The 21,174-nt window shown below is 51.8% G+C and carries 13 protein-coding genes; 4 read left to right on the top strand and 9 right to left on the bottom strand.

Going from position 1 to position 21,174, the window contains the following annotated elements; genetic code table 11:
- The first annotated feature begins 489 nt into the window (after nucleotides 1–489).
- Complete coding sequence (locus ACS5NO_RS17380; protein WP_439416337.1) at nucleotides 490–924, top strand: hypothetical protein; 435 nt, start codon at nucleotides 490–492, stop codon at nucleotides 922–924.
- A 217-nt stretch (nucleotides 925–1,141) separates the two neighbouring features.
- On the opposite strand, the gene ACS5NO_RS17375 is transcribed toward ACS5NO_RS17380, so the two are convergent.
- The 6 genes from ACS5NO_RS17375 to pruA all read right to left on the bottom strand — a co-directional run bounded on the left by ACS5NO_RS17375 (nucleotide 1,142) and on the right by pruA (nucleotide 14,158).
- Complete coding sequence (locus ACS5NO_RS17375) at nucleotides 1,142–2,713, bottom strand: S10 family peptidase (RefSeq protein ID WP_439416336.1); 1,572 nt, start codon at nucleotides 2,711–2,713, stop codon at nucleotides 1,142–1,144.
- A 34-nt stretch (nucleotides 2,714–2,747) separates the two neighbouring features.
- A complete protein-coding gene (locus ACS5NO_RS17370) occupies nucleotides 2,748–4,235 on the bottom strand; it encodes a S10 family peptidase (protein WP_439416335.1) in 1,488 nt (495 codons plus the stop codon).
- A 178-nt stretch (nucleotides 4,236–4,413) separates the two neighbouring features.
- Entirely contained in the window at nucleotides 4,414–7,311 is a 2,898-nt protein-coding gene (locus ACS5NO_RS17365) for a tetratricopeptide repeat protein (RefSeq protein WP_439416334.1), read from the bottom strand.
- Between the two features lie 33 nt (nucleotides 7,312–7,344).
- The gene (locus ACS5NO_RS17360) at nucleotides 7,345–8,868 is read right to left on the bottom strand and encodes a SusD/RagB family nutrient-binding outer membrane lipoprotein (RefSeq protein WP_439416333.1); all 1,524 of its coding nucleotides are present in this window, start codon (nucleotides 8,866–8,868) and stop codon (nucleotides 7,345–7,347) included.
- Nucleotides 8,869–8,902: 34 nt separating this feature from the next.
- A complete protein-coding gene (locus tag ACS5NO_RS17355; protein WP_439416332.1) occupies nucleotides 8,903–12,019 on the bottom strand; it encodes a SusC/RagA family TonB-linked outer membrane protein in 3,117 nt (1,038 codons plus the stop codon).
- A 507-nt stretch (nucleotides 12,020–12,526) separates the two neighbouring features.
- Nucleotides 12,527–14,158, bottom strand: a complete 1,632-nt coding sequence (pruA, locus tag ACS5NO_RS17350; protein ID WP_439416331.1) for an L-glutamate gamma-semialdehyde dehydrogenase — start codon at nucleotides 14,156–14,158, stop codon at nucleotides 12,527–12,529.
- A 145-nt stretch (nucleotides 14,159–14,303) separates the two neighbouring features.
- Between pruA and ACS5NO_RS17345 the strand changes: the two genes are divergently transcribed.
- Both ACS5NO_RS17345 and ACS5NO_RS17340 read left to right on the top strand, forming a co-directional pair.
- Nucleotides 14,304–15,518, top strand: coding sequence for a proline dehydrogenase family protein (locus ACS5NO_RS17345; RefSeq protein ID WP_439416330.1), 1,215 nt, complete (start codon nucleotides 14,304–14,306; stop codon nucleotides 15,516–15,518).
- Between the two features lie 448 nt (nucleotides 15,519–15,966).
- Nucleotides 15,967–16,842, top strand: coding sequence for a helix-turn-helix domain-containing protein (locus ACS5NO_RS17340; RefSeq protein ID WP_439416329.1), 876 nt, complete (start codon nucleotides 15,967–15,969; stop codon nucleotides 16,840–16,842).
- A gap of 9 nt (nucleotides 16,843–16,851) precedes the next feature.
- On the opposite strand, the gene ACS5NO_RS17335 is transcribed toward ACS5NO_RS17340, so the two are convergent.
- Entirely contained in the window at nucleotides 16,852–18,297 is a 1,446-nt protein-coding gene (locus ACS5NO_RS17335) for an APC family permease (protein WP_439416328.1), read from the bottom strand.
- Nucleotides 18,298–18,762: 465 nt separating this feature from the next.
- Between ACS5NO_RS17335 and ACS5NO_RS17330 the strand changes: the two genes are divergently transcribed.
- Nucleotides 18,763–19,971, top strand: coding sequence for a PSP1 domain-containing protein (locus tag ACS5NO_RS17330; RefSeq protein ID WP_439416327.1), 1,209 nt, complete (start codon nucleotides 18,763–18,765; stop codon nucleotides 19,969–19,971).
- Nucleotides 19,972–20,022: 51 nt separating this feature from the next.
- Here the strand turns inward: ACS5NO_RS17330 and ACS5NO_RS17325 are convergent, their stop codons facing one another.
- Nucleotides 20,023–20,322: a Dabb family protein gene (locus tag ACS5NO_RS17325; protein WP_439416326.1), complete on the bottom strand. Its 300-nt coding sequence runs from the start codon at nucleotides 20,320–20,322 to the stop codon at nucleotides 20,023–20,025.
- Between the two features lie 63 nt (nucleotides 20,323–20,385).
- Entirely contained in the window at nucleotides 20,386–21,105 is a 720-nt protein-coding gene (locus ACS5NO_RS17320; RefSeq protein WP_114408732.1) for an RluA family pseudouridine synthase, read from the bottom strand.
- Nucleotides 21,106–21,174 lie beyond the last annotated feature (69 nt).

Genomic DNA, 21,174 nt, shown 5'->3' with positions numbered 1-21,174 from the left:
CTGGATCGAAACGCGTGATACCGCTGGATGTCAGTCTCACGCAACTTATCATACATTTCCTTGATCTCCATGCCCTTCTTGTTTCAATAAGTGAAGTATTTCTACCGTAAAATCAAAAAAAAATAATCATCACTTTTTTCTGCCTTAATTGCCCGGAAATGTTAAAAATTGTTGAAACAAAAGAGGTTGGAAATTCAGCATTGCAAGTTTGCTTTCATTTTTGTTTCATTATTTGTTACATTCGTGTAACAATTTCGAAAGCAAATATGCAGATATACTTTCTTTAAACGCAAGTATATCTTAATAAAATTTTTTGAGAATAATACGGCATAGTTCAAATATCCTGTTAATCAATGACTTATAAATACATAGGTAACATTGCTTCATGTATGGTTTGCATAATTAATTTACAATAACAGAAGGTTTTGGGTCAATTTGAACCAGCAAAAGAAATTGATTTCTTTCAAGCACTTAACATGATAAAGCAACATGGAACAAACCATCGGAGATCGTTTTTCGAAGCTGATTGAAGCTCTTAGAACAAATAAGAGTGCATTTGCCAAGTCAATTGGCAAATCCCATACTATGGTTGGGACGATAATTGAAGGAAAAAATAAGCCTGGATTTGACGTAATAGAAGCTATAGTAACGGCCTATCCCAACGTCAATACAGATTGGCTAATTAAGGGAGAGGGCGAGATGCTTAAGCAAAGTGCCAACTCGGACCCAAGAAACGACGGATACCTAATGCAGTATCTTCAATCCTTAGAGCAAAGAGTTCAAGAGCAGTCAGCCATGATTCGGACCTTAACCCAACAGTTGGGAAAGCCTGAGGTTGTACTCGCTTATGCAGCTAGTTGTGCTTTTTTTTTACGTTTTGGGTACAACTTTGGGTACAACCTATTAACCGGTGAGGTTAAGTAGCTGTAAATGAACTGTTATGTATGCAAATTGGGTCTATTTTTTGATTCGCTACCAGGATTAATCAGACTCGTTTATACAAAAAAACCGCCCCACTTTGGGGCGGTTTTTTTGTTGCCTTTCAGCTAGCTTCAGGCCTTTCTTCTGATCAGATAAATGTACTGAAGCTAGCTACTATGAATTGAAGTCAGTTGATGGGTTGAATAAAACCGCTTCAACCTCAATACTTCGCAGGCTGATTGGGCTTCGGCGTTGATTTTTTGATGAAATTCCGAATGTCTTCGTTGGACGTCACCAGATCTTCCTGACGCAGATACATCATGTGGCCGCTCCGGTAGCCTTTCCAGTCCATCCGGGTTTTGAGTTTTCCGCTGGGGTCCATCTGCCACATATTATACTGGGCATTGAAGTAATCGCAGGCCCCGTCGTAATAGCCGGATTGGACCAGCAGATGCAGGTACGGATTCTGGGCCATCGCCTGCCGCAGGTTTTCGCCTGACCGGTCGGCATTTTGCCCCGCCCGATCCCAGGGATGCACCGGCCCGAACATGTAGTATTTCAGGTCGGTTTTGTAATTCAGGAATTCCCGGAAATAGTAGTTGATGGGAGCGGCAAACGAGTGCAGCCAGGACGTCAGTTCCGGGGAATAATCCGGACGCTCGCCCGCATCTTCCCGGTCGATTCCCAGATAGCGCGAATCCAGCCGACCAACGGTATGGCCTTTGTCGCGTAGCAGCTCCTTCCAGAAGAAAGACGCCGGAATGTCCATGTTATGCTCCAGCACCACTTTTTCCGACAAACCGGAATACCGGGCGACTTTGGCGGCAATCTGCTTTTTCTTCTGCGGGTCCAGAAAACCGCCCATCGTGAGTGCCGGAATAAACTCGTTGATGGTAAATTGCTCCACTTCCGGCAGCATGGCCGTCAGGTCTTTCTTTTGCAGGTCGTCGGGCAGCACTTTGTGATACCAGGCCGTGGCCGCATAAAAAGGCAGCATGTTGGCAGCCGCCACTGGTCCGGACCGTTCGATCCCCAGATCGGTCGGTGACACCAGAATCACGCCGTTGAGGTACATCCAGTTGGCGTTTTGCAACTCCAGTGCCAGACCCGAAACCCGCGTGGTTCCGTAGCTTTCGCCGATGAGGTATTTGGGCGATGGCCAGCGGTTTTTGCGGCTTACGAAGGTGTTCAGCCATTCGGCCAAATATTTGATGTCGGAATTCACCCCGAAAAACTTCGAGCGGGGCACGTCTTTGCTGGCCGGGCGGGAATAGCCCGTGTTTACCGGATCGATGTAGACGATGTCGGCCACATCCAGAATGGAATTCGGATTGTCTTTGAGCGTGTACGGCTGTAACGGATAACCTTCGCTGTCGATGTTCAGCAATTTGGGTCCCGTATAGGCCAGGTGCATCCACACCGATGCGGTTCCCGGCCCCCCGTTGAACGAAATGACCAGCGGGCGGGTGGTGCGGTCTTTGACGTCCGTCCGTTCGTAATAGGTATAAAAAACTCCAGCAATGGGCTTGCCCTCTTCGTCCCAGACCGGCTGTGTCCCGACCATGGCCGTATAAGGCACTTTGACGCCCTTGATCGTAACGGTATGCGATGTCGTTATGGTGGAGTCCATCGGAAGCCTCAGGTCATTGGGGCCGGGTTTGGCCGAAGGCGCACCCGCTGGCCGGGGAGTGGTTTCCGCAGCCGCCGGTGGCGGACCGCCCTGTCGGCGTTGCGCAAAAGACAAGGAACCCGTGGTAACGGCCAGCAGGAGTAAAACTACAATTTGTTTCATGTTTTGTTGGGGTTATAAAATCAAATAGTTCGGTTTAGTATTTGGCGGGTTGGTCCGGTTTTGGCAAGGTTTTTTTGACGAATTCGCGAATGTCTTCGGTTGAGGTGGCAAGGTCTTCGTCGCGCAGGTACATCATGTGACCGCCCCGGTAGCCTTTCCATTGCAGGCGGTTTTTCAGTTTGCCGCTCGGGTCCATGTTCCAGAGGTTGTATTTGGCATTGAAATAATCAGTCGCGCCGTCGTAATACCCCGATTGAATCATTACGTGGAGATACGGATTTTGAGCCACGGCTTGCCGGAGGTTTTCGCCCGTCCGGTCGGTATTCTGCCCGGCGCGATCCCACTGCCCGGTTTGGCCGGAAATGAAATACTTGAGGTCGGTTTTGTAATTCAGTTTTTCGCGCAGGTAATAATTGATGGCGGGTGTGAACGAATGTTTCCAGGAATCATATTCAGCCGCATAGTCGGGCCGCTCACCCGCTCCCTGCCGATCGATCCCCAGATAGCGCGAATCGAGCCGACCCACCGTAAAGCCTTTATCCCGCAACAGTTCTTTCCAGTAAAAAGAAGAAGGAACCGCCAGGTTGTGTTCAAGCACCACTTTTTCCGACAAACCGGAATACCGGGCGATTTTAGCTGCCATCTGCTTTCTTTTTTCCGGCTCCAGAAAACCGCCTTTGACGATGGCCGGCGTCAGTTCATTGATGGTGAACTGCTCCACTTCCGGCAGAATGGCATCGAGGTCTTTCTGTTGCAAATCGGTGGGTAACACCTTGTGGTACCAGGCCGTGGCGGCATAATACGGCAGCATGTTGGCAGCGGCCACCGGCCCTTTCCGGTCGATGCCCAAATCCGTCGGTGACACCAGAATCACGCCGTTGAGGTACATCCAGTTGGCATTTTGCAACTCCAGCGCCAGGCCCGATACCCGCGTGGTTCCGTAGCTTTCGCCGATGAGGTATTTGGGCGACGGCCAGCGGTTTTTACGGCTCACAAACATGTTCAGCCACTCGGCCAGGTATTTGATGTCGGCATTGACGCCAAAAAACTTCGATCTTGGAATCGAATCATTGACGGGCCGCGAAAAACCGGTGTTGACGGGTTCTACGTACACAATGTCGGCCACGTCCAGAATGGAATGCGGATTGTCCGTAACGCCATACGGCTGAACGGGGTAACCTTCGCTGTCGACTTTGACGCGCTTGGGACCGGTGTAGCCGATGTGCATCCAGCAGGAAGCCGCGCCCGGCCCGCCGTTGAAAGAAATGAACAGGGGCCGCGTCGTCCGGTCGGTCACATCGGAACGTTCGTAGTAGACGTAAAACAAACTGGCGATGGGCTTGCCATTTTCATCATAGACCGGTTGCGTTCCGGCGGTTGCTTTGTAGGGCACCACTTTGCCTTTAATGGTAACCTGATCGGTAGTCGTTACGGCCGCATCCAGTTTCAGCGTGCGGTTTTGGGCAAAGGAAGAAAGGGTAGTCAGAAAGCACACCCACAGGAGGGGAGCAAGGTATTTCATGATGTGATGGGTTAAAAGGACTGATTTTTAGATGTTACCGGTTCAGGACTTATGTCTGATAATTCTATCACCCTTTCGCTTTTGCCCCTAAATCCCCTAAAGGGGACTTGGACGCAGCTTAATCCGGATGCAAAAGTCCCCTTTAGGGGATTTAGGGGCAAAAGCGAAAGTCCTGTGTTCATAAGCCTATGAGTTTTCCGGGTTTGATGTCCAGTTGGTTGACCATTGCGTTTAAGGCATCGAACTCAGTTTGCTGGCCCGTTTGCTTATACAGTTTTGCCAGCGCTACATAACTTTCGGTATTGTACGGATTCTGCGCCAGCGACTTTTTAAAGGCAGCCACGGCCTCCCCGGTTTTTTTATTCAGAAGTTGTAACACGCCATCCGATTGCAAAGCCGCCGATTGGTAAACCGCATCGCCCTTCGTCGAAAGGGTTTTGTACAGCGTTTCAGCTTCCGGCAACCGGTTGGATTCGGCCAGTAGCCGCACCAGGCGTTGTTTATACAGCCCCGTCAGGGTTTGTTTGTCCGCCAGGGTTTTTGTCAGGAAGTACGACACGGAATCCGGTTTTTGCAGTTTGGCATAGCCTTCCGCAATCCGCAGATCAAAATCCGGGCGGGCATTTTTTCCCGCATCCAGAATCCGCTGCACCTGCTTCATGGTTTCAATCGCTTCCTGGTAGCGGCCATTCGCCAGCAAGGCGTCGGCATACAAACCCCGTAACTCATAATTCTGGGGCCGTTGCAACACGAGTTTTTTCAGTCCATCGAGCTGGTCGGCATGGCCCAGCATGGCGCGTCGGGCTGCGGCAAAAGCCCGGGCGTCGTCGCGCCGGTCGCGCAGGTAGGTCGAGACATCCGGACCGTTGGCTGCGTAGTCCTCAGCCGCTTTAATGGCCGGTCCCAGGAGCGCATTCTGCACATACATTTCCCGCAACTGAATGGACAGAGTGGCCCGGGTCTGGTAATCTTTTTCCAGATCCAGCGCCTTTTGCAGCCAACGTGCCTGGGTTTTAATCAGCTCGTCGTGGTTTTTGTCCGGCGTATGGCTCGCTTCTTCCCACTGCGCATAGGCGGCATACACCGGCGCGTAGTTCGGGTCGATTTCTTCGGCGGTTTTGATATACGTGTAGGCCTGATCAAACGCTTTCTGCTGTTGTTTCAGTCGTGCGTAGGCCAGGTAAGCGGGCTGGTATTTTTTGTCGTAGACCAAAGCCGTATCCAGAAATGCAGCCGCTTTGGCCGGATCGGTTCTGACAACTTTGTTGCTCATGTTCAGGTAGACCTGCGCCCAGTTGGAAGCCATCACCGCCTTGTCGCCGTTGAGATACGCCCGTTCCTTTTTCACCAGCGCGTCCAGGAAGGCATACATTTTCGGGTCCCGGCCTTTCAACTCCGCCATCGTGTTCATCGACTTGAAGTCGAGTGGATGCACTTTCATGGGTTCGAAATACGCCGGGTAGGTCTGAGCAAAATACTCCGATTCGTTGTTCTGGGAGTAATAGTCCAGCGTCAATCCGTTTTTCATGGCGTTGTAATACAAGGCCCGAATTTGCCGGTTTTCGGCATCGGTCAGCACGCGGCCGTGGAACAGGTGGACATATTCGTGCAAAACGACATTCCGTTCCTGATACGCTCCTCGCTCGACGTATTCAATGGCCGCAGCCCCGCTTCCCACGCCCCGAATGTCCATCCACTGGCGGTTGTCAAAGGTGGTGTTGTACCGGAAATGGGGCGCACGCATGGCCAGCGCCAGGTCGATGTGCAGGGGCGGCACCACAAAGGCATTGTCCTGTTTGGACAGGAAGGGGAAATACACCACGCTGGTGTACATCTGATTCCAGACCATCGCCTTGGCCCGGTCGCCGGGATAATAGCTCAGGTCGGGAAACACATTGACAAAGTTCTCCGGGTCGCTGATGCGGGTGGTTTTCAGTATGTTCGTGGTCGAATCGTACGTCATCAGATACGGAATTCGCTTGGATTTAATCACCGCCGACAAGCCGTTGTGGGCCGGGCCGTAGTGGGTTTTGGTAGCCAGAATAGACCGGAAGATGGTTTCGGCCGAATCCAGGTTGCTTTTCCGGTTCGGGTTGTCAAAATCGCTGTAATACAGTGAAGCGCGGTGCATGGCGGGCAAAACCGACTGCGGATATTCCTTGCCGACCCGGTGCGTCACGGCCAGGGCGTTGGCCAGTTGGTTCGTCCGAAACAGTCGGTCGGCTTCCTTCAGCTTTTCCCGGATTTCTTTCTCATCCTTGTCGGCATAGTCGGCATAGGTCAGGTTGGTGTGGCCGTTGCCCCAATGCCAGTGCGTCTGGAAATGCAGGGGATTGGTGTTCAGGGCGAGTTGCCACTGAGCTGCCATATCGTTGAGCTGCGTGGCATCGATCCGGCGCCAGATGGCGTAGCCGTAGCTGAAACGGGCATCGGCGTTGAACGGATCGAGCGTGAGCGATTTCACCAGGGGCGCTTCGGCTTTTTCGGGGTGCTGATCCCAGAAATAAACATTGGCTTCCAGTTGGTAGGCGGCTGCCAGCGACGGATTCTGCTTCTGAAGCTTTTTGGCAACGGCCATAGCCTCGGTGTAGTTTTTCTGCAACAACAGCGCGCGGCCCAGCACGATCGACGTTTCTGCATCCGTCGGATGGCTGGCCAGAATAGACCGGCACTGCTTGACCGCGTTTTGCAAATCCCAGGCTTCAATGGCCAAAACCGCTTTCAATTGCCGACCCCAGCGGTTATTTTTATCCAGCGACAGGGCTTTTGTGACGGAGCTTTCGGCCTTTTTGAAGTCATTGTTCAACCAGTCGTATTCGGCTTGCAGCAACAGCTTTTCAACCACCGTCAGCCCTTTTCCGGTTTTCATCTCGGCCAGGGCTTGCGGCCACAGGCCGAGGTCCAGCATTTTTTTGACAATTTTGGCCTTGCCCGTCGTTCGGTTCACCTGACTGAGCAACTCCGCGCGTGTTTTCTCGAGATCGGCCTGCGCCCGGCGCGTATCACCAACCTGCTGCGCCATTACCGCAGTGGTAATGGCGAGCAGGAAAAGGAGCAGGAAAGACTTTTTCAGCATGTGAAAAAAAAGTTTAGGTCTAACCGGAATCGCTTACTTGCGGGTATCCCAAAAAACGCGATCCAGCATGCTCGTCCGTTGTTTCGCATTCGGATTGTTGTTGATTTCCGATTGCGCGTAGAACAACGACCGGGGCACTTCGTCGTAAATGGCCATCGGCGTTTTGTGCGGAGTCAGGGCCGGATAGCCCGTCCGGCGGTAATCCGTCCAGGGTTCCATCAAAACCGCATGGTTCGCTACATATTTCTCCGTAATGATCTGCTCCAGTTTTTGCTGGTTGGTTCCGGTCAGGGTTCCCTGAGTCGCCAGGTAGGTCGTCACATTCGCTGCGGCCACGCCTGCGTCGGTCATGGACGCCCGAATACCGGCTTCGAAAAACGACTGGGCATTGCCGGGTGCGCCGTACAGCAAAGCCGCTTCGGCCCGGATAAAGTTGTATTCGGCAAAGGTCAGTAACCGGGCCGGACCCGCGCCGGAGAACGTAATGGCTCCGTCCCGCAGGCTCCCGTCCGGATTGATCATGGCCGTATTGGGTGCCGAAGCCGTTCCGTAAATATACTGATAGTTCCGGGAATAGGCCGATGACGGATCGGTGTCCAGCACGCTGGCACCCTTGAACGTAGCCGGGCTGGAGTTGAACGGAAACGGAATGAAATACGAAGATCGGCGGGGGTCGTTCTTGCCATTCATCAGGTTGACGATAAACCGGTTCGGGAAAAACTGGTTCTTGAACTGGCCGTTTTCCATGCTGTACAGTGGATTCTGCCGTTGCGATTCGGCCAGAAACGCCATCTGGAAATTATCTGCCGGACTTTCCATGAATTTGGCTCCGCTGTTCACCAGCGCCGTAATTTGCTGGGAAGCATAAGCCTGGTCTTTGGCCGAATAGTGCAGGAAGATCCGCAACTTCAGCGTATTGGCAAACTTGATCCACTTGTCTTTGGAAACCGCCCAGGTCGTTCCGCTGTAAATCGTGCTGAACTGGTTGGGCGACAGCGCCGAGGTGGTGGCATTGACATCCGTCAGCCCTTCGTCGATCAGGCGGGTCAGGTCCTTGTAAATCACCTCGTCGTCGTCAAAAGCCGGGTAGAAATTCTCGCTGTGTTTGCCGGCCTGCGTATAAGGAACATCGCCCCAGGCATCGACAACAATCTGGTAAACATACGCTTTCAGGATTTTTCCGACCCCGGCATAATGCGGACTGCCTTCGCGGGTGGCCTGCGCAATCATCAGCTCCAGGTCGCTCACCGTCGTGCCGAAAATCCGGACCCACTGCCCATTGACGTCGGAGTCGTTGATGTTATACCGCTCGTATTCTTTAAAGGTCCCGAAACCGGTGTTGGGACCCTGACCACTGAACTGCTGCGAGAGCAGACTGGCGTAGCGGAAAAGGTCACTGGCGCCCATATAGCCAATGTTGACCGTAACGGAAGGAAGCAACTGCGAAACCTGAACACGCTGGATGTTGTTCGGGTCGTCGTTGACATCCAGGTAAGTACTGCAGGAGCTGAAAAACAGCCCCGTGGCAAGAATGGAAGTATAGAGTAATTTCTTCATGATCTCAATGGTTTGTTCGATTCGTAATCACCCGTTAAAACGTCGCTCTCAAACTTCCGCCGATGGTCCGGGCGGTGGGTTGGATGCCAAATTCCAGACCGCGGGCGTTGCTGACACCCAGCAGGTTTTGTTCCGGATCGAGGTGGGGGTAATTCGGGGCATGAATAAAGAGATTCCGACCGTATACCGACAATTGAAGTCCTTTGATGAATTTTACATGATCCAGAACGGACGCCGGGATTTTGTAGGTCAGATTCGCTTCCCGCAGTTTCAGGTACGTAGCGTCCAGAACGTAACCTTCCCAGGCCACATATTTACCCTGCAAACTGTAATACTGCTGCGCCGTTACGCCAATGGTGTTTGGCGTGCCGTCTTCCCGAACGCCATCGAAAATGTAAGGCCGGTTGGGCGTGCCGTCGGCGTTAAACCGGGGGAACTCGGCCGTTTCGGCGGCTACGCCATTGATGCGCAAATCGCCGATGGTACGGGAAAGCTGATCGCCTTTGTGCTTGTAATCGAGCAGGAACGACAGGCTGAAATTCTTGTAATTGAACGTGTTGGTAAAACCGGCCGTAAACCGTGGATTCGGATTTCCAACCCGCTGCACCGCCGTCGTTACTTTCGGCAGTCCGTTGGCGCCGATGATCATGCGACCCTGCGCATCCCGCTGATAGGCATTCGACCAGATCTGACCATATTCCTCGCCCGACACCAGCCGGATGTTGGGTGACGTAAAGCCACCGATTGAGATGTTGGCGACGCCCGGTGCCAGTTCTTTCACGATGGACCGGAAACTGGTGAAGTTGAGCGACGATTCCCAGGTGAAGTTCTCTTTCTGGATCGGATTTCCCGAAATCAGCAACTCAATCCCTTTGGTCGAAAGCTTACCCGCGTTCGTTACCAGGCTGGTGAAACCGGAGGTCGAAGGCACCGGAACCGAGAAGATCAGGTTGCGGCTGTCGCGTTTGTAAACCGATCCATCAAGGAAAAGACGACCGTTAAACAGCGTTACTTCCGCGCCCAGTTCGATTTCACGCGTAAATTCCGGCGTCAACTGCGGGTTCCCCGTGCTGTTGTCGTAGGTGTACCCCGCTAGTCCGCCAAACGGAAAGTTGACCGCTGTCGAGCCTAAACCATCACCCGCACTTGCTTTGCCGTAGTAGGTGTTGATGGCGTACGGACTGGCTCCTTTGCCCACTTCGCCCATGTTCGCCCGGATTTTGGCCGAGGACAGGATTTTCGATTTGAGTGATGGAAACGCTTCCGTTGGCACAAAACTGATGGCAACGGCCGGGTAGAAGATGGAACGATAGCCCGGAGCCAGCGTAGAAGAGAAGTCATTCCGCGCTTTGGCGTTCACCGAAAGCCAGCTTTTGTAATCGAAAACAAGGTCAGCAAACACCCCAACAGCCCGTTGCTCGGTAACGGAAGAGGTCGGGTTGAACGTCAGGAAGTTTTTGATGTTGTCGAAACCCGGCACCACGATCCCCAGACCGATGTTCTGCATTTCGCTGTTGTAGTTGGAAATGATTTCGTTCCCGACCGTTGCAATCAGGTTGATGTCGGGTGTAATTTTCCGGTTTCCGGTCAGTGTGAAATACGAGTTCAGGTTGCGGATCAGTTGCGAACGGTCCAGCACCCCACCGGCTCCCGCCGAGTTGGTGTTGGCGTTGCTGCGTACACCTTTGTCGTCGAACCCTTTGGTGGTGAAGTTGAAAATATCCGTACCAATTTTCAGATCGGCCTGCAACCAGTCCAGAATGTCATACTTCAGGTTAACATTTCCGAAAAACCGGTTCACTTCCTGGTGGTTCTTGATGTGCTCCAGCGACCAGTAGGGGTGATCTTCGGCGGCAAACCACAATTGGTTCCCGGCGGCATCCTGAAACGGTTTGTTGGTCAGATCGTAGCTGCGGGGCGTATAAATCCCCCGCCAGAGTGAGTTGGCTCCCTGGTTCCCGGATTGCGTCCGGTCAGAAACGTTGTTGGCGTAGGAGAACGAGGTCGAGATTCTGAATTTGTCGGTCAATTGCGTCCCGGCATTCACCGAGAGGTTGTTCCGGTTCAGTTTGTTGTTCGGAACCAGACCGGTTTCGGCCGAAAAACCGTAGGAAACCCGGTAATCGTACTTATCCGTTCCGCCCGAAAAACTCAGGTTATTCTGCGAAGAAATGGAGCTTTGGAGAATATCCCGAATGTTGTCCGGATAGGCCTGCAAAGTTTCCGACTCGCCAAACCAGTTCGTTACGGTTTGTCCCGCAATCCGGGGTCCCCAGGAACCGGCCACGTTGTTGATGTAATTTCCGTTGCTGCCCTGCGCGTATTCGTTCTGGAACTTTGGGAATCGGCTCACCGTTCCGACGGCGACATTGGTCGAGAACGAAATCTGCTTTTTGACGCCTTTCTTGCCTTTTTTGGTAGTGATCAAAATGGCACCGGAAGCCGCCCGCGAACCGTACAAAACCGTGGCAGCCGCCCCTTTCAGGACGTTGACGCTCTCGATGTCCTGCGGGTTGATGTCCGAAATCCGGCTGGAGTTCACCACGCCGGTATTGACGGAGTTGCCACCCCCGGAATTGTCCAGCGGAATCCCGTCAACCACGTACAGCGGCTGGTTGCTGCCCGTAAAGGTGGAGAAACCGCGAATGGTTACGTTGGAACCGGCAAAACCACCGCCCGCACCGGTAACCTGCACCCCGGCCACTTTTCCGGCCAGTGAGTTGGTTACATCCGTGGTTGGGGCTTGGCTGAGTTGTTCGGCTTTCACTTCACTGACGCCGTAGCCCAGCGTTTTCCGGTCGCGGGCAATCCCGAACGAGGTGACGACCACCTCACTCAGTTGCTTTGCATCTGATTCCAGCGCAATGGAAATCGTACTCCGTCCGTTGACCGGAATTTCCACGGGCAGAAAACCGATGTAGCTCACCACCAGCGTGGCGTTTTCGGGGACGGAAAGCCGGAATTTACCGTTGGCGTCCGTAATAGTGCCGGTATTGGTGGTGCCTTTCACTAAAATAGACGCCCCCGGCAGCGGGTTGCCATCCTCTTTAAAGGTGACAACACCATTGACTTCAATGTCCGCCAATTTTGCGGGAAGCCCACCTGCGAAGGCCCTAATTCCTGCCAGCAGGCAGAAAAAGACGATAAGCATGGGCAGGGGGCCACGGTTTGATAGGATAGATTGCTTCATAGTCACCTACGGTATGATTGGGGTTAATTGCATGCTGAGTAGTCCAGAATGCCAGTCAGGTCGGAGTCTACAGGTTTCTTTGCCTGCGTCGGTCGGATTGATCGGTACCAGAACTCTGCCTGATTCAGCGCATCCGGAACACCACGGTTTGGTGTTCTCAAACAAAGAAAAGCAACATTTTCTTTCCCAAAATGAAGGCAATGCCATTCGGCTAAAATCTATTTATCAATAGACAATTTTTGTTAAGCCCCCAAAGAATTGATCTTTAACTACTTTTATTGTAGAATAATATTCGGCTATTTTAGAAAAGAGAATCGCTTAAAATTTATTAATTCCTATTTTTTCAAAATGCCTGACGAATTGGGAAAATGTAAAAGCAAATCCCTATTTTATCTAAAAAAAATACCGGTATAGCAGTATCGCCATACCGGTAGATTGCTACGCAGTCAAGAAAAACCGCTGGTTTGCTCAATCGGAATTCAGAAAAGGGTACTGGTATTTTTTGGGAGCATCAAAGGTTTCCTTGATGGTTCGGGCCGATACCCACCGCAGCAGGTTCAACTCCGACCCGGCTTTGTCGTTCGTTCCCGATCCCCGCGCGCCCCCGAAAGGCTGTTGACCCACCACCGCACCGGTCGGCTTGTCGTTGATATAAAAATTGCCCGCAGCATTCCGCAAGCGAGTGGTCGCCAGTTCGATGGCATACCGGTCGCCGGACAGGATCGATCCAGTGAGCGCGTAGATGGACGTTTTATCGATAATGTCCAGCATGGCTTCATATTCGTCATCGTCGTAGACATACACCGTCAAAACCGGGCCAAACAGCTCTTCGCACATCGTCACATACTGCGGATTGTCGACCCGCAAAACCGTCGGTTGAATAAAATACCCAACGGTTTTGTCATACGATCCACCGGCTACTATCTCAACGCCCTCGTCGTTTTTAGCCTGATCGATGTAGCGGGCCAGTTTGTCGAACGAGCGTTCGGAAATCACGGCATTCACGAAATTACCGAAGTCTTCGACCGGCCCCATTTTGATGGTACTTAGATCCTGAACCACTTTTTCCCGGATAGCCGCCCACAACGACGCCGGTAAATAGGCGCGGGAAGCCGCCGAACATTTTTGTCCCTGGTATTCGAACGCACCCCGCACCAAAGCGGTTGACACGGCTTCTACGTCGGCGCTGGGGTGCGCCAGAATAAAATCTTTCCCGCCGGTTTCGCCCACAATGCGCGGGTAGCTTTTGTAGATAGCGATGGAATTGCCAATGGTTTTCCAGATCGTTTGAAAAACCGCCGTCGAGCCCGTGAAGTGAATGCCGGCAAAGTCAGGATGACTAAAAACAACATCTCCAGCAACGGGACCATCCACGTTGATCAGGTTGATAACGCCACCGGGCAAACCGGCCTCTTTCAGCACATCCATGATCACTTGAGCCGCATACACTTGGTTTTCAGACGGTTTCCAGACCACTACGTTGCCCATCATGGCCGCCGAAGTCGGCAGGTTTCCGGCAATGGCTGTGAAATTGAAGGGCGTCAGCGCAAACACGAATCCTTCCAGGGGACGTTGCTCCAGCCGGTTCCAGACGCCCGGCGAAGAATTGGGCTGGATGGCATAAATTTTTGCCATGTATGAAACATTAAACCGCAAGAAGTCAATGAGTTCGCACGCGGAGTCGATCTCGGCCTGGTAGGCGTTTTTCGACTGGCCGAGCATGGTGGCCGCATTGATTTTATAGCGGTAAGGTCCGGCGATCAGTTCGGCGGCTTTCAGGAAAATAGCCGCGCGTTCTTCCCAGGGCAGGGCTTCCCAGCGGGGTTTGGCCGCCATGGCGGCTTCGATGGCTTCCTGAACATGGCTGGCATCGCCTTCGTGGTAATAGCCCAGAATATGGTGATGGTCGTGGGGGGGGCGAATGGCTCGTTTGGTACCCGTTCGGACTTCACGATCCCCGATGTAGAGAGGAATGTCCACTTCCTGCGCCCGGGCGTTTGCCAGGGCTTCCTTCAATTTAGCGCGTTCGGGCGTCCCGGGTGCGTACGAATAAACCGGTTCATTTCGGGGTTCCGGAACACGGAAAAATCCTTTTGACATAAACAATAGGTGATAAAATCAGTCCTTCAAAGGTATTATGCCCCGGTTCTTCCTTTGCATCCAAAATTGTCCAAATGTCATCCAAAATTGCCAAAACCGCCATACCCGAAATTCCCGTTATACATTAGGGGACAAAATACTGACGATGAAAAACGGAACGAAAATAGACCTGGATAATACAGCCGATGCCTTCGCTTATAAAACCGATCAGCAGTTGCGGAAAGCGCAGGTGATGTTCACCCTGATGAATCAAAACTGGCTGGTGAGCCTGGGAGCGGGACTTACCTCCCTGGCCGTAAAATGGAATCTGCCGGTGAAAGGCCTGATCCGGTCCACCATTTTTGAGCAATTTGTTGGTGGGGAAAGCCTTGATCAAACGATAGATACCATCAAAACGCTCGATCGGTTCAACGTGCAGGCCATTTTGGATTATGGCGCGGAAGGCAAGGAAACCGAAGCCGACTTCGACCGGACGAAGGAAGAGTTCATTCGGGTCGTTCGGTTTGCCGCTACCCGCCCCAACGTGCCGTTGATGGGCATCAAGATTACGGGCCTGGCGCGGTTTGCCTTACTGGAAAAGCTGAACCCCCTGGTTCGGCTGACCGATCAGACCGTCGAGATCGATACCGGTTCGCTGACGTCTGCCGAAAGGCAGGAATGGGAGCGGGTGGTCAGCCGAACGGTTGAAGTTTGCGAAACGGGCGCTAATCTCAACATTGGAATAGTAATAGATGCTGAAGAATCGTGGATTCAGGATACGATCGATGCGCTGACAATGCAGGTGATGACGGTTTTCAATCAAAAGGACGCCGTCGTTTTCAATACCGTCCAGCTATACCGGCACGACCGGCTTTCGTTTCTGGAACGGAGCTTTGCACTGGCCCGAAACCGCAACGCCATTCTGGGTGTCAAAATTGTCCGGGGGGCCTACATGGAGAAAGAGCGAAAACGGGCGCTGGAGCGCAATGAAACCGTTTTGATCCAGCCTGACAAAGCGGCCAGTGACCGGGATTTTAACGCTGCGATTGATTTTTGCCTAGACCATCTCGACCGGATTTCGCTGATTGTAGCCTCGCACAATGAATACAGCGTGCAGCACACCGTCCAGAAACTACTCGACGCCGACCTACCGCTCAACCACCCGCACATTCATTTTTCCCAGCTTTTCGGCATGAGCGACCACATCACGTTCAATCTTGCCAAAATGGGTTGCAACGTGAGCAAGTATCTTCCGTATGGACCCATCGCCGACGTTATTCCGTATTTGATGAGACGGGCGCAGGAAAACAGTTCGGTGGCCGGGCAAACCAGCCGGGAGTTGTTTTTGATCCGGAAAGAAGTGGCCAGAAGGAAGTTATAACTGGCTCGGTTTTCGTATTATCATACTGAGAGGGCTACGATACCCCGACAGCGGTCAAAGACCCTGTCAGCGGTATCGTAGCCCTCTCAGTATGATAATACCGCCTTTACAAAGCGATTTACTCTCGTTTTCAGGACGTTTGGTGAACTTTGAAAATTGTAATCATTTCAAGAGTGAAAAACAAACTTCTGCGAAACTTTGATACTATTCCGATATACGGTTTCAAAACGAACTTTTGTAACAGTATTAACCAATAATCAACCAATATTATCCGTTTGTTTGTAAAATATATAGAACAATGATAATATTGGTATATACTTCAAAAAACAACCGTTAAATGAAGTAAACTTGTAAAACCGTTCATTTTGCCGGTCATTGTAAAGGCCTTGCCATCTCTAATTGTACTATTTTGATGTTTAATGGTTAAACAATTACCTGATTTGACTGTATGAAAGTACTACAATTTACTCCGCCTGCCCCCAAAGAGGATTCCGTAATTGTAGACGAGGACTTCCTGGCTCATTTCTACAACCATTTTCACCGGCATAAACAACTCCAGATCACGCTCATCCTCAGAGGGAAAGGTACCTTGATGGTGGGTAACTACAGCCAGGCTTTCCGGCCCAATGAAGTCTACATTCTGGGGCCGAACCAGCCCCACATGTTTAAATCGGAGCCGGGGCATTTTACGAATCCACGGCTTGGGAATGCCCACGCGATCCACATCTTTTTCGATCTGGAACGGATTCCGAAAGCCTTTCTGGCTTTGCCCGAAATGGAGTCGATCAGCCGGTTTCTCGACCTCATCCAGAATGGCCTGCAACTTCCGGCCGAACACACCGAATACGTTGCCAAAATCCTGAAATCTTTGGAAGACAAGACCAATCTGGATCGGCTGCTGGCGGTTATTCAATTGTTTCAATATTTTTCGAAGGAAGTAAAAGGCTGGAAGTCGTTGCAAACGGGGTTCGCCGATTATTCATTTTCGGATTCGGATGGCATGCGGATGAATGACGTCTTCCAGTATACGCTCGATCATTATGCCGAGCCCATCACGCTCGACAAAATTGCCGACATCGCCCACATTACTCCGCACGCGTTCTGCAAATACTTCAAGAAGCACACCCGCAAAACGTACAACACGTTTTTGAACGAAATCCGGATCAACGAAGCCTGTAAGCGAATCATCAACAGCAGCAACGACGGCATTTCCAGCATTGCCTATTCGACGGGGTTCAACAGCGCCACCAATTTTAACCGGGTTTTCAGAAAAACCACCGGCATGTCGCCCAGCGACTACATCCGGGAATACAAGAGCAAGTAAGGCAATGGTTTAGATCTGTTTTTCGAACGTTTCCGGGAGCTTCTCACCGCTATTCCGGTTTTTCCTGATCAGGAAATAAATCGGGATACCGGTGAGGGTGATGATGAGTCCGGGCCAGGTATAGGTGGGTTTGTAGATAATCAGCAGGAGGCAAAACGCGAGGCCCATCAGAATGTATAGAACCGGCAAAACCGGGTAGCCAACAGCTTTGTAGGGTCTTGGCGCGTCGGGGCGTTTCGTTCGCAGGATGAAAATACCGGCAATCGTCAGCATGTAAAAAACCACAACCACGAACGAAATCATATCGAGCAAGTCACCATAACGGCCGCTCAGGCTCCAGACACAGGCCACGAGGCACTGAATCCAGAGGGCAAAACCGGGTACGGAGTTTTTGTTCAGTTGCCCCACTTGCCGGAAAAACAAGCCGTCTTTGGCCATGGAATAATACACCCGCGCTCCGGCCAGAATCAGGCCGTTGTTGCAGCCAAACGTCGAAACCATAATCATGATGGCAATGATGGTGGTTCCGGCATTGCCGAAAATGACGTGAGACGCCGTCACGGCCACCCGGTCTTTGTCGGCCGAGGCAATCTCCTGCAACGACAGCACGCCGGTATACATGATGTTGGTGAGCAGGTAAATAACCGTGACGATGATGGTACCGAGGGCCAGACTGAGCCCGATGTTTTTCTGCGGATTTTTGATTTCGCCGGCAATGAAGGTGACGGTATGCCACGAATCACTACTGAAAATCGATCCGACCATCGCGGCCGCAATGGCACCAAAAGCCGCCAGCGTCGTGTAGGATTCAACGCTTCCATCGGGGCTGAGTTTCTGTAAGTTCCAGATGTCGACGTTCGTCCAGTTGGCTTGCCAGACATCGGATTTGATCGCATAAAACCCGAATACGATGAGACCCAGCAGGCTCAGCAGTTTGGCCAGGGTGAAAGTCGTTTGAATGAGTTTCCCGCTGTTGACCCCGCGGGTGTTGATGAAGGTGAGTAATACGATAATAAGAATTGACAGAAGCTGTGCCGCCGAGATTTGCAGAAAGTTCAGGTCGAAAATGATGTGGTCTTCACTGAATTGGGGCAACAGATAGGCGGTGAATTTGGCAAATGCCACGCCTACGGCGGCAATGGTGGCCGTATGAATGACGGTAAAGAAACTCCAGCCGTATAGGAAACTGATGAGGGGATTGTAGGCTTCTTTCAGGTATACATATTGCCCGCCCGCTTTCGGATACATGGCGCTCAATTCGCCGTAGCTGAGGGCCGCCGTCAGGGTCATGAAGCCGGTGATTAGCCAGACGGCCATCAGCCAGCCCGCGCTGCCGGTGTTGCGGGTAATATCGGCACTCACAATAAAAATACCGGAACCGATCATGCTGCCGGCCACCAGCATCGTGGCATCGATTAATCGCAGGGAAGGCTTAAAGGCCGAATGTTCTTGCATAAAAGAAAAGCGGGGAGACGGTGTCGACACCGGATAAAGCGGATGTCTTAACTATTTATCCAAAGGTAAGTGACCTGCAACCGCCAAATACCTCCGGTTTTAGTCAATCCTAAACATATTTTAACCGTTTTCATGTGATCATGAATGGGGTTTCTGCCCAACCTGCCCGGAGTCGTTGGGTTCATGCAGCCGTTTATGCCTTTTTTTATTAATTTAGGGTATAATTTTGAGGTTGATCGGTTCATGAACGGCGTGAACCGGTTGAATATAGTGTTCACCGCACAATTTGGATCTATATAAAATGTGATCCGGATGAAGGCACAAAAAGAAGCGGGGCCGCCCGCACGATCACGAGTTATGAATGAAGAGTTAAGAGTTAAAAATTAAAAGTAAACGGTTCTCTAGTCTACTTTTCACTTTTCACGCTTAATTTTTCACTATTAACTCTTAACTATAGATAGAGTTATGGGATGCAAATCATGTACGACCGGCGGTTGTGGGACCAAAACCGCGACCGGAGCCGTGGGCGGATGCAAGAATAATGGGGCCTGTGGCACCGGCGGTTGCAATAAAATGAATGTGTTCGACTGGTTGAGCAACATGGAGACGCCCTCCACACGCCGGTACGATGCAGCCGTAGAAGTAAAGTTTAAGGGTGGCCGGAAGGAATACTACCGAAATCCGCACCAGATCGATCTGACAACGGGCGACTACGTTGTCTGTGAAATGCAAACGGGCTATCACATCGGCTGCGTGTCGCTCCAGGGGGAACTGGTTCGCTTGCAGATGTTGAAGAAAAACATCCCGTTTTCCGACGATCTGAAAGTGATTCACCGCGTGGCGTCGCAGAAAGACCTCGAAAAACACGAGCAGGCCATCGCCCGCGATCTGACGACGATGTACCGCACCCGCGAAGTGGTGAAGGAACTCAAGCTGAATATGAAACTGTCCGACGTTGAATACCAGTCGGATAATACGAAAGCGACCTTCTATTATTCGTCCGACGAGCGTGTCGATTTCCGGGAACTGATCAAGATTCTGGCCGCCGAATTCAAAATTCGGGTCGAAATGCGGCAGATCAGCTTGCGGCAGGAAGCCGGGCGGCTGGGCGGTATTGGCTCCTGCGGTCGTGAATTGTGCTGCTCGACCTGGCTGACCGATTTCAAAAACATCACGACCTCGGCAGCCCGGTACCAAAACCTGTCGCTGAATCCCAGCAAGTTGTCGGGGCAGTGTGGCCGGTTGAAGTGCTGTCTGAACTACGAACTCGAAACGTACGTGGATGCGTTGCGCGATATTCCGCAGGTGGAAAAACCGCTGGAAACCCAGAAAGGCCGGGCGTCGCTCCAGAAAACCGACATTTTCCGGCGGATCATGTGGTTTGGCTATAGCACTGAAAGCACCTGGTATCCGCTGCCCATCGCGCGTGTCATGGAGATTCAGGAGTTGAACAAAAAGGGCATTATTCCCGAATCGTTTGACCTGCTGGAGCCGATGGCCGAGCGGAAAGAAACCGCCAAAGGGTTGAACTCCCTCAACAGCGATCTGGAAAAACTGGACAAAAAATTCAGCGACCGCAGCGATCGGAAGAAGAAACGGAAGAAGAAAAAACCGTCAGCCGGTGGTGGTGAGCCGACGGCTTCGAACGGCCGCCCGGAGAACGGAAAAGCCTAATATGAAAAAACCGGTCGGAAGGCCGGTTTTTTCATATTCCCAAGATGGGTTTTATTCTACCGCATCATACACCAGAACCTTGCTCCAGTATCGCGCGCAGGTTTCCACAAATTTCAGGTGGATCGGATCTTCCTGATACGCATCGTGGGCCGCCTGATCACTGAAAATATAGGTCAGTGACCAGTCGTAGGAATGATCGATGACGGGCCGACGGGTGTCGGCGGGTTTGCCAATGTACAACGCTTCAAAATGCGTGATGCCTTTGAGCGTTTCAAGGCCGGCGCGGAGCGCCTGGCGGTCGTCGTCGCTTTCGGGGTTCGTGAGCCAGAAATATACGGTATGAACAAACATGCTTGTTTTTCGACCGGTTCGCCGGTACGGTTTTAGGAGTTAACGCCAAATTGAGCCTGAAAACTAACTATTTTTCTCTAACTGCTTCACCAATACTTCGAAATCTTTCGGATAGGGCGCTTCAAAAATCGTTCGTTCACCATCCAGCAGCGTAAACGTCAGCGAGCGGGCGTGCAGGGCCACACGCTGAATGAGCGACTGTTCTTCGGTGTCTTTTTTCAGGTTGAATTTCCGCTTCAGATCCGACAGAAAAACCGGTTTTCCGCCGTACGTCGGATCATTGGCAATGGGGGCTTTCAAACACATCAGGTGAACCCGAATCTGGTGCATCCGGCCCGTAATTGGCAGACACTCCATCAAGGTATGCATCCGGTATACTTTCAGCGTATTGAAAATGGTTTCGGCCTCTTTCCCTTTCTGCCGGTCTATTTTCACCGCCGTTCCGTCTTTGATGGGCGAAATGGGCAGATACACCGAAATGCCTTCGAAATCGTGAATGCCATCCACGACGGCGTGGTAGCGTTTGGTTACTTCCCGGTGTTCGAACTGCATCGCCAGGTGGCGGTAGGCCGCCGGGTTTTTGGCAATCGCCAGAATGCCCGACGTGCCTTTGTCCAGGCGGTGGCCGAGCTGGGCATCCGGATGGTAGGCTTTGGCTAATCGCAGGATACTCTGCGACTTATCGGCATTCCGTTCGTCGAGCGAAGCAATATTCGCGGGTTTATTGATTAAAATATAGTCGTCGTTCTCGAAAACAATCAGATCTTCAAAATTCAGTTTCATAGTACAAAGGTCCTGAACAACAGAATGCTATCCAAGGCAAAAAGATTCCCTGTCGAAAAACCGGGTGAT

The sequence above is a fragment of the Larkinella fluvii genome (assembly GCF_051857545.1).
Classification (GTDB): domain Bacteria; phylum Bacteroidota; class Bacteroidia; order Cytophagales; family Spirosomataceae; genus Larkinella.
This window is presented reverse-complemented; position numbering and strand designations above follow the sequence as displayed.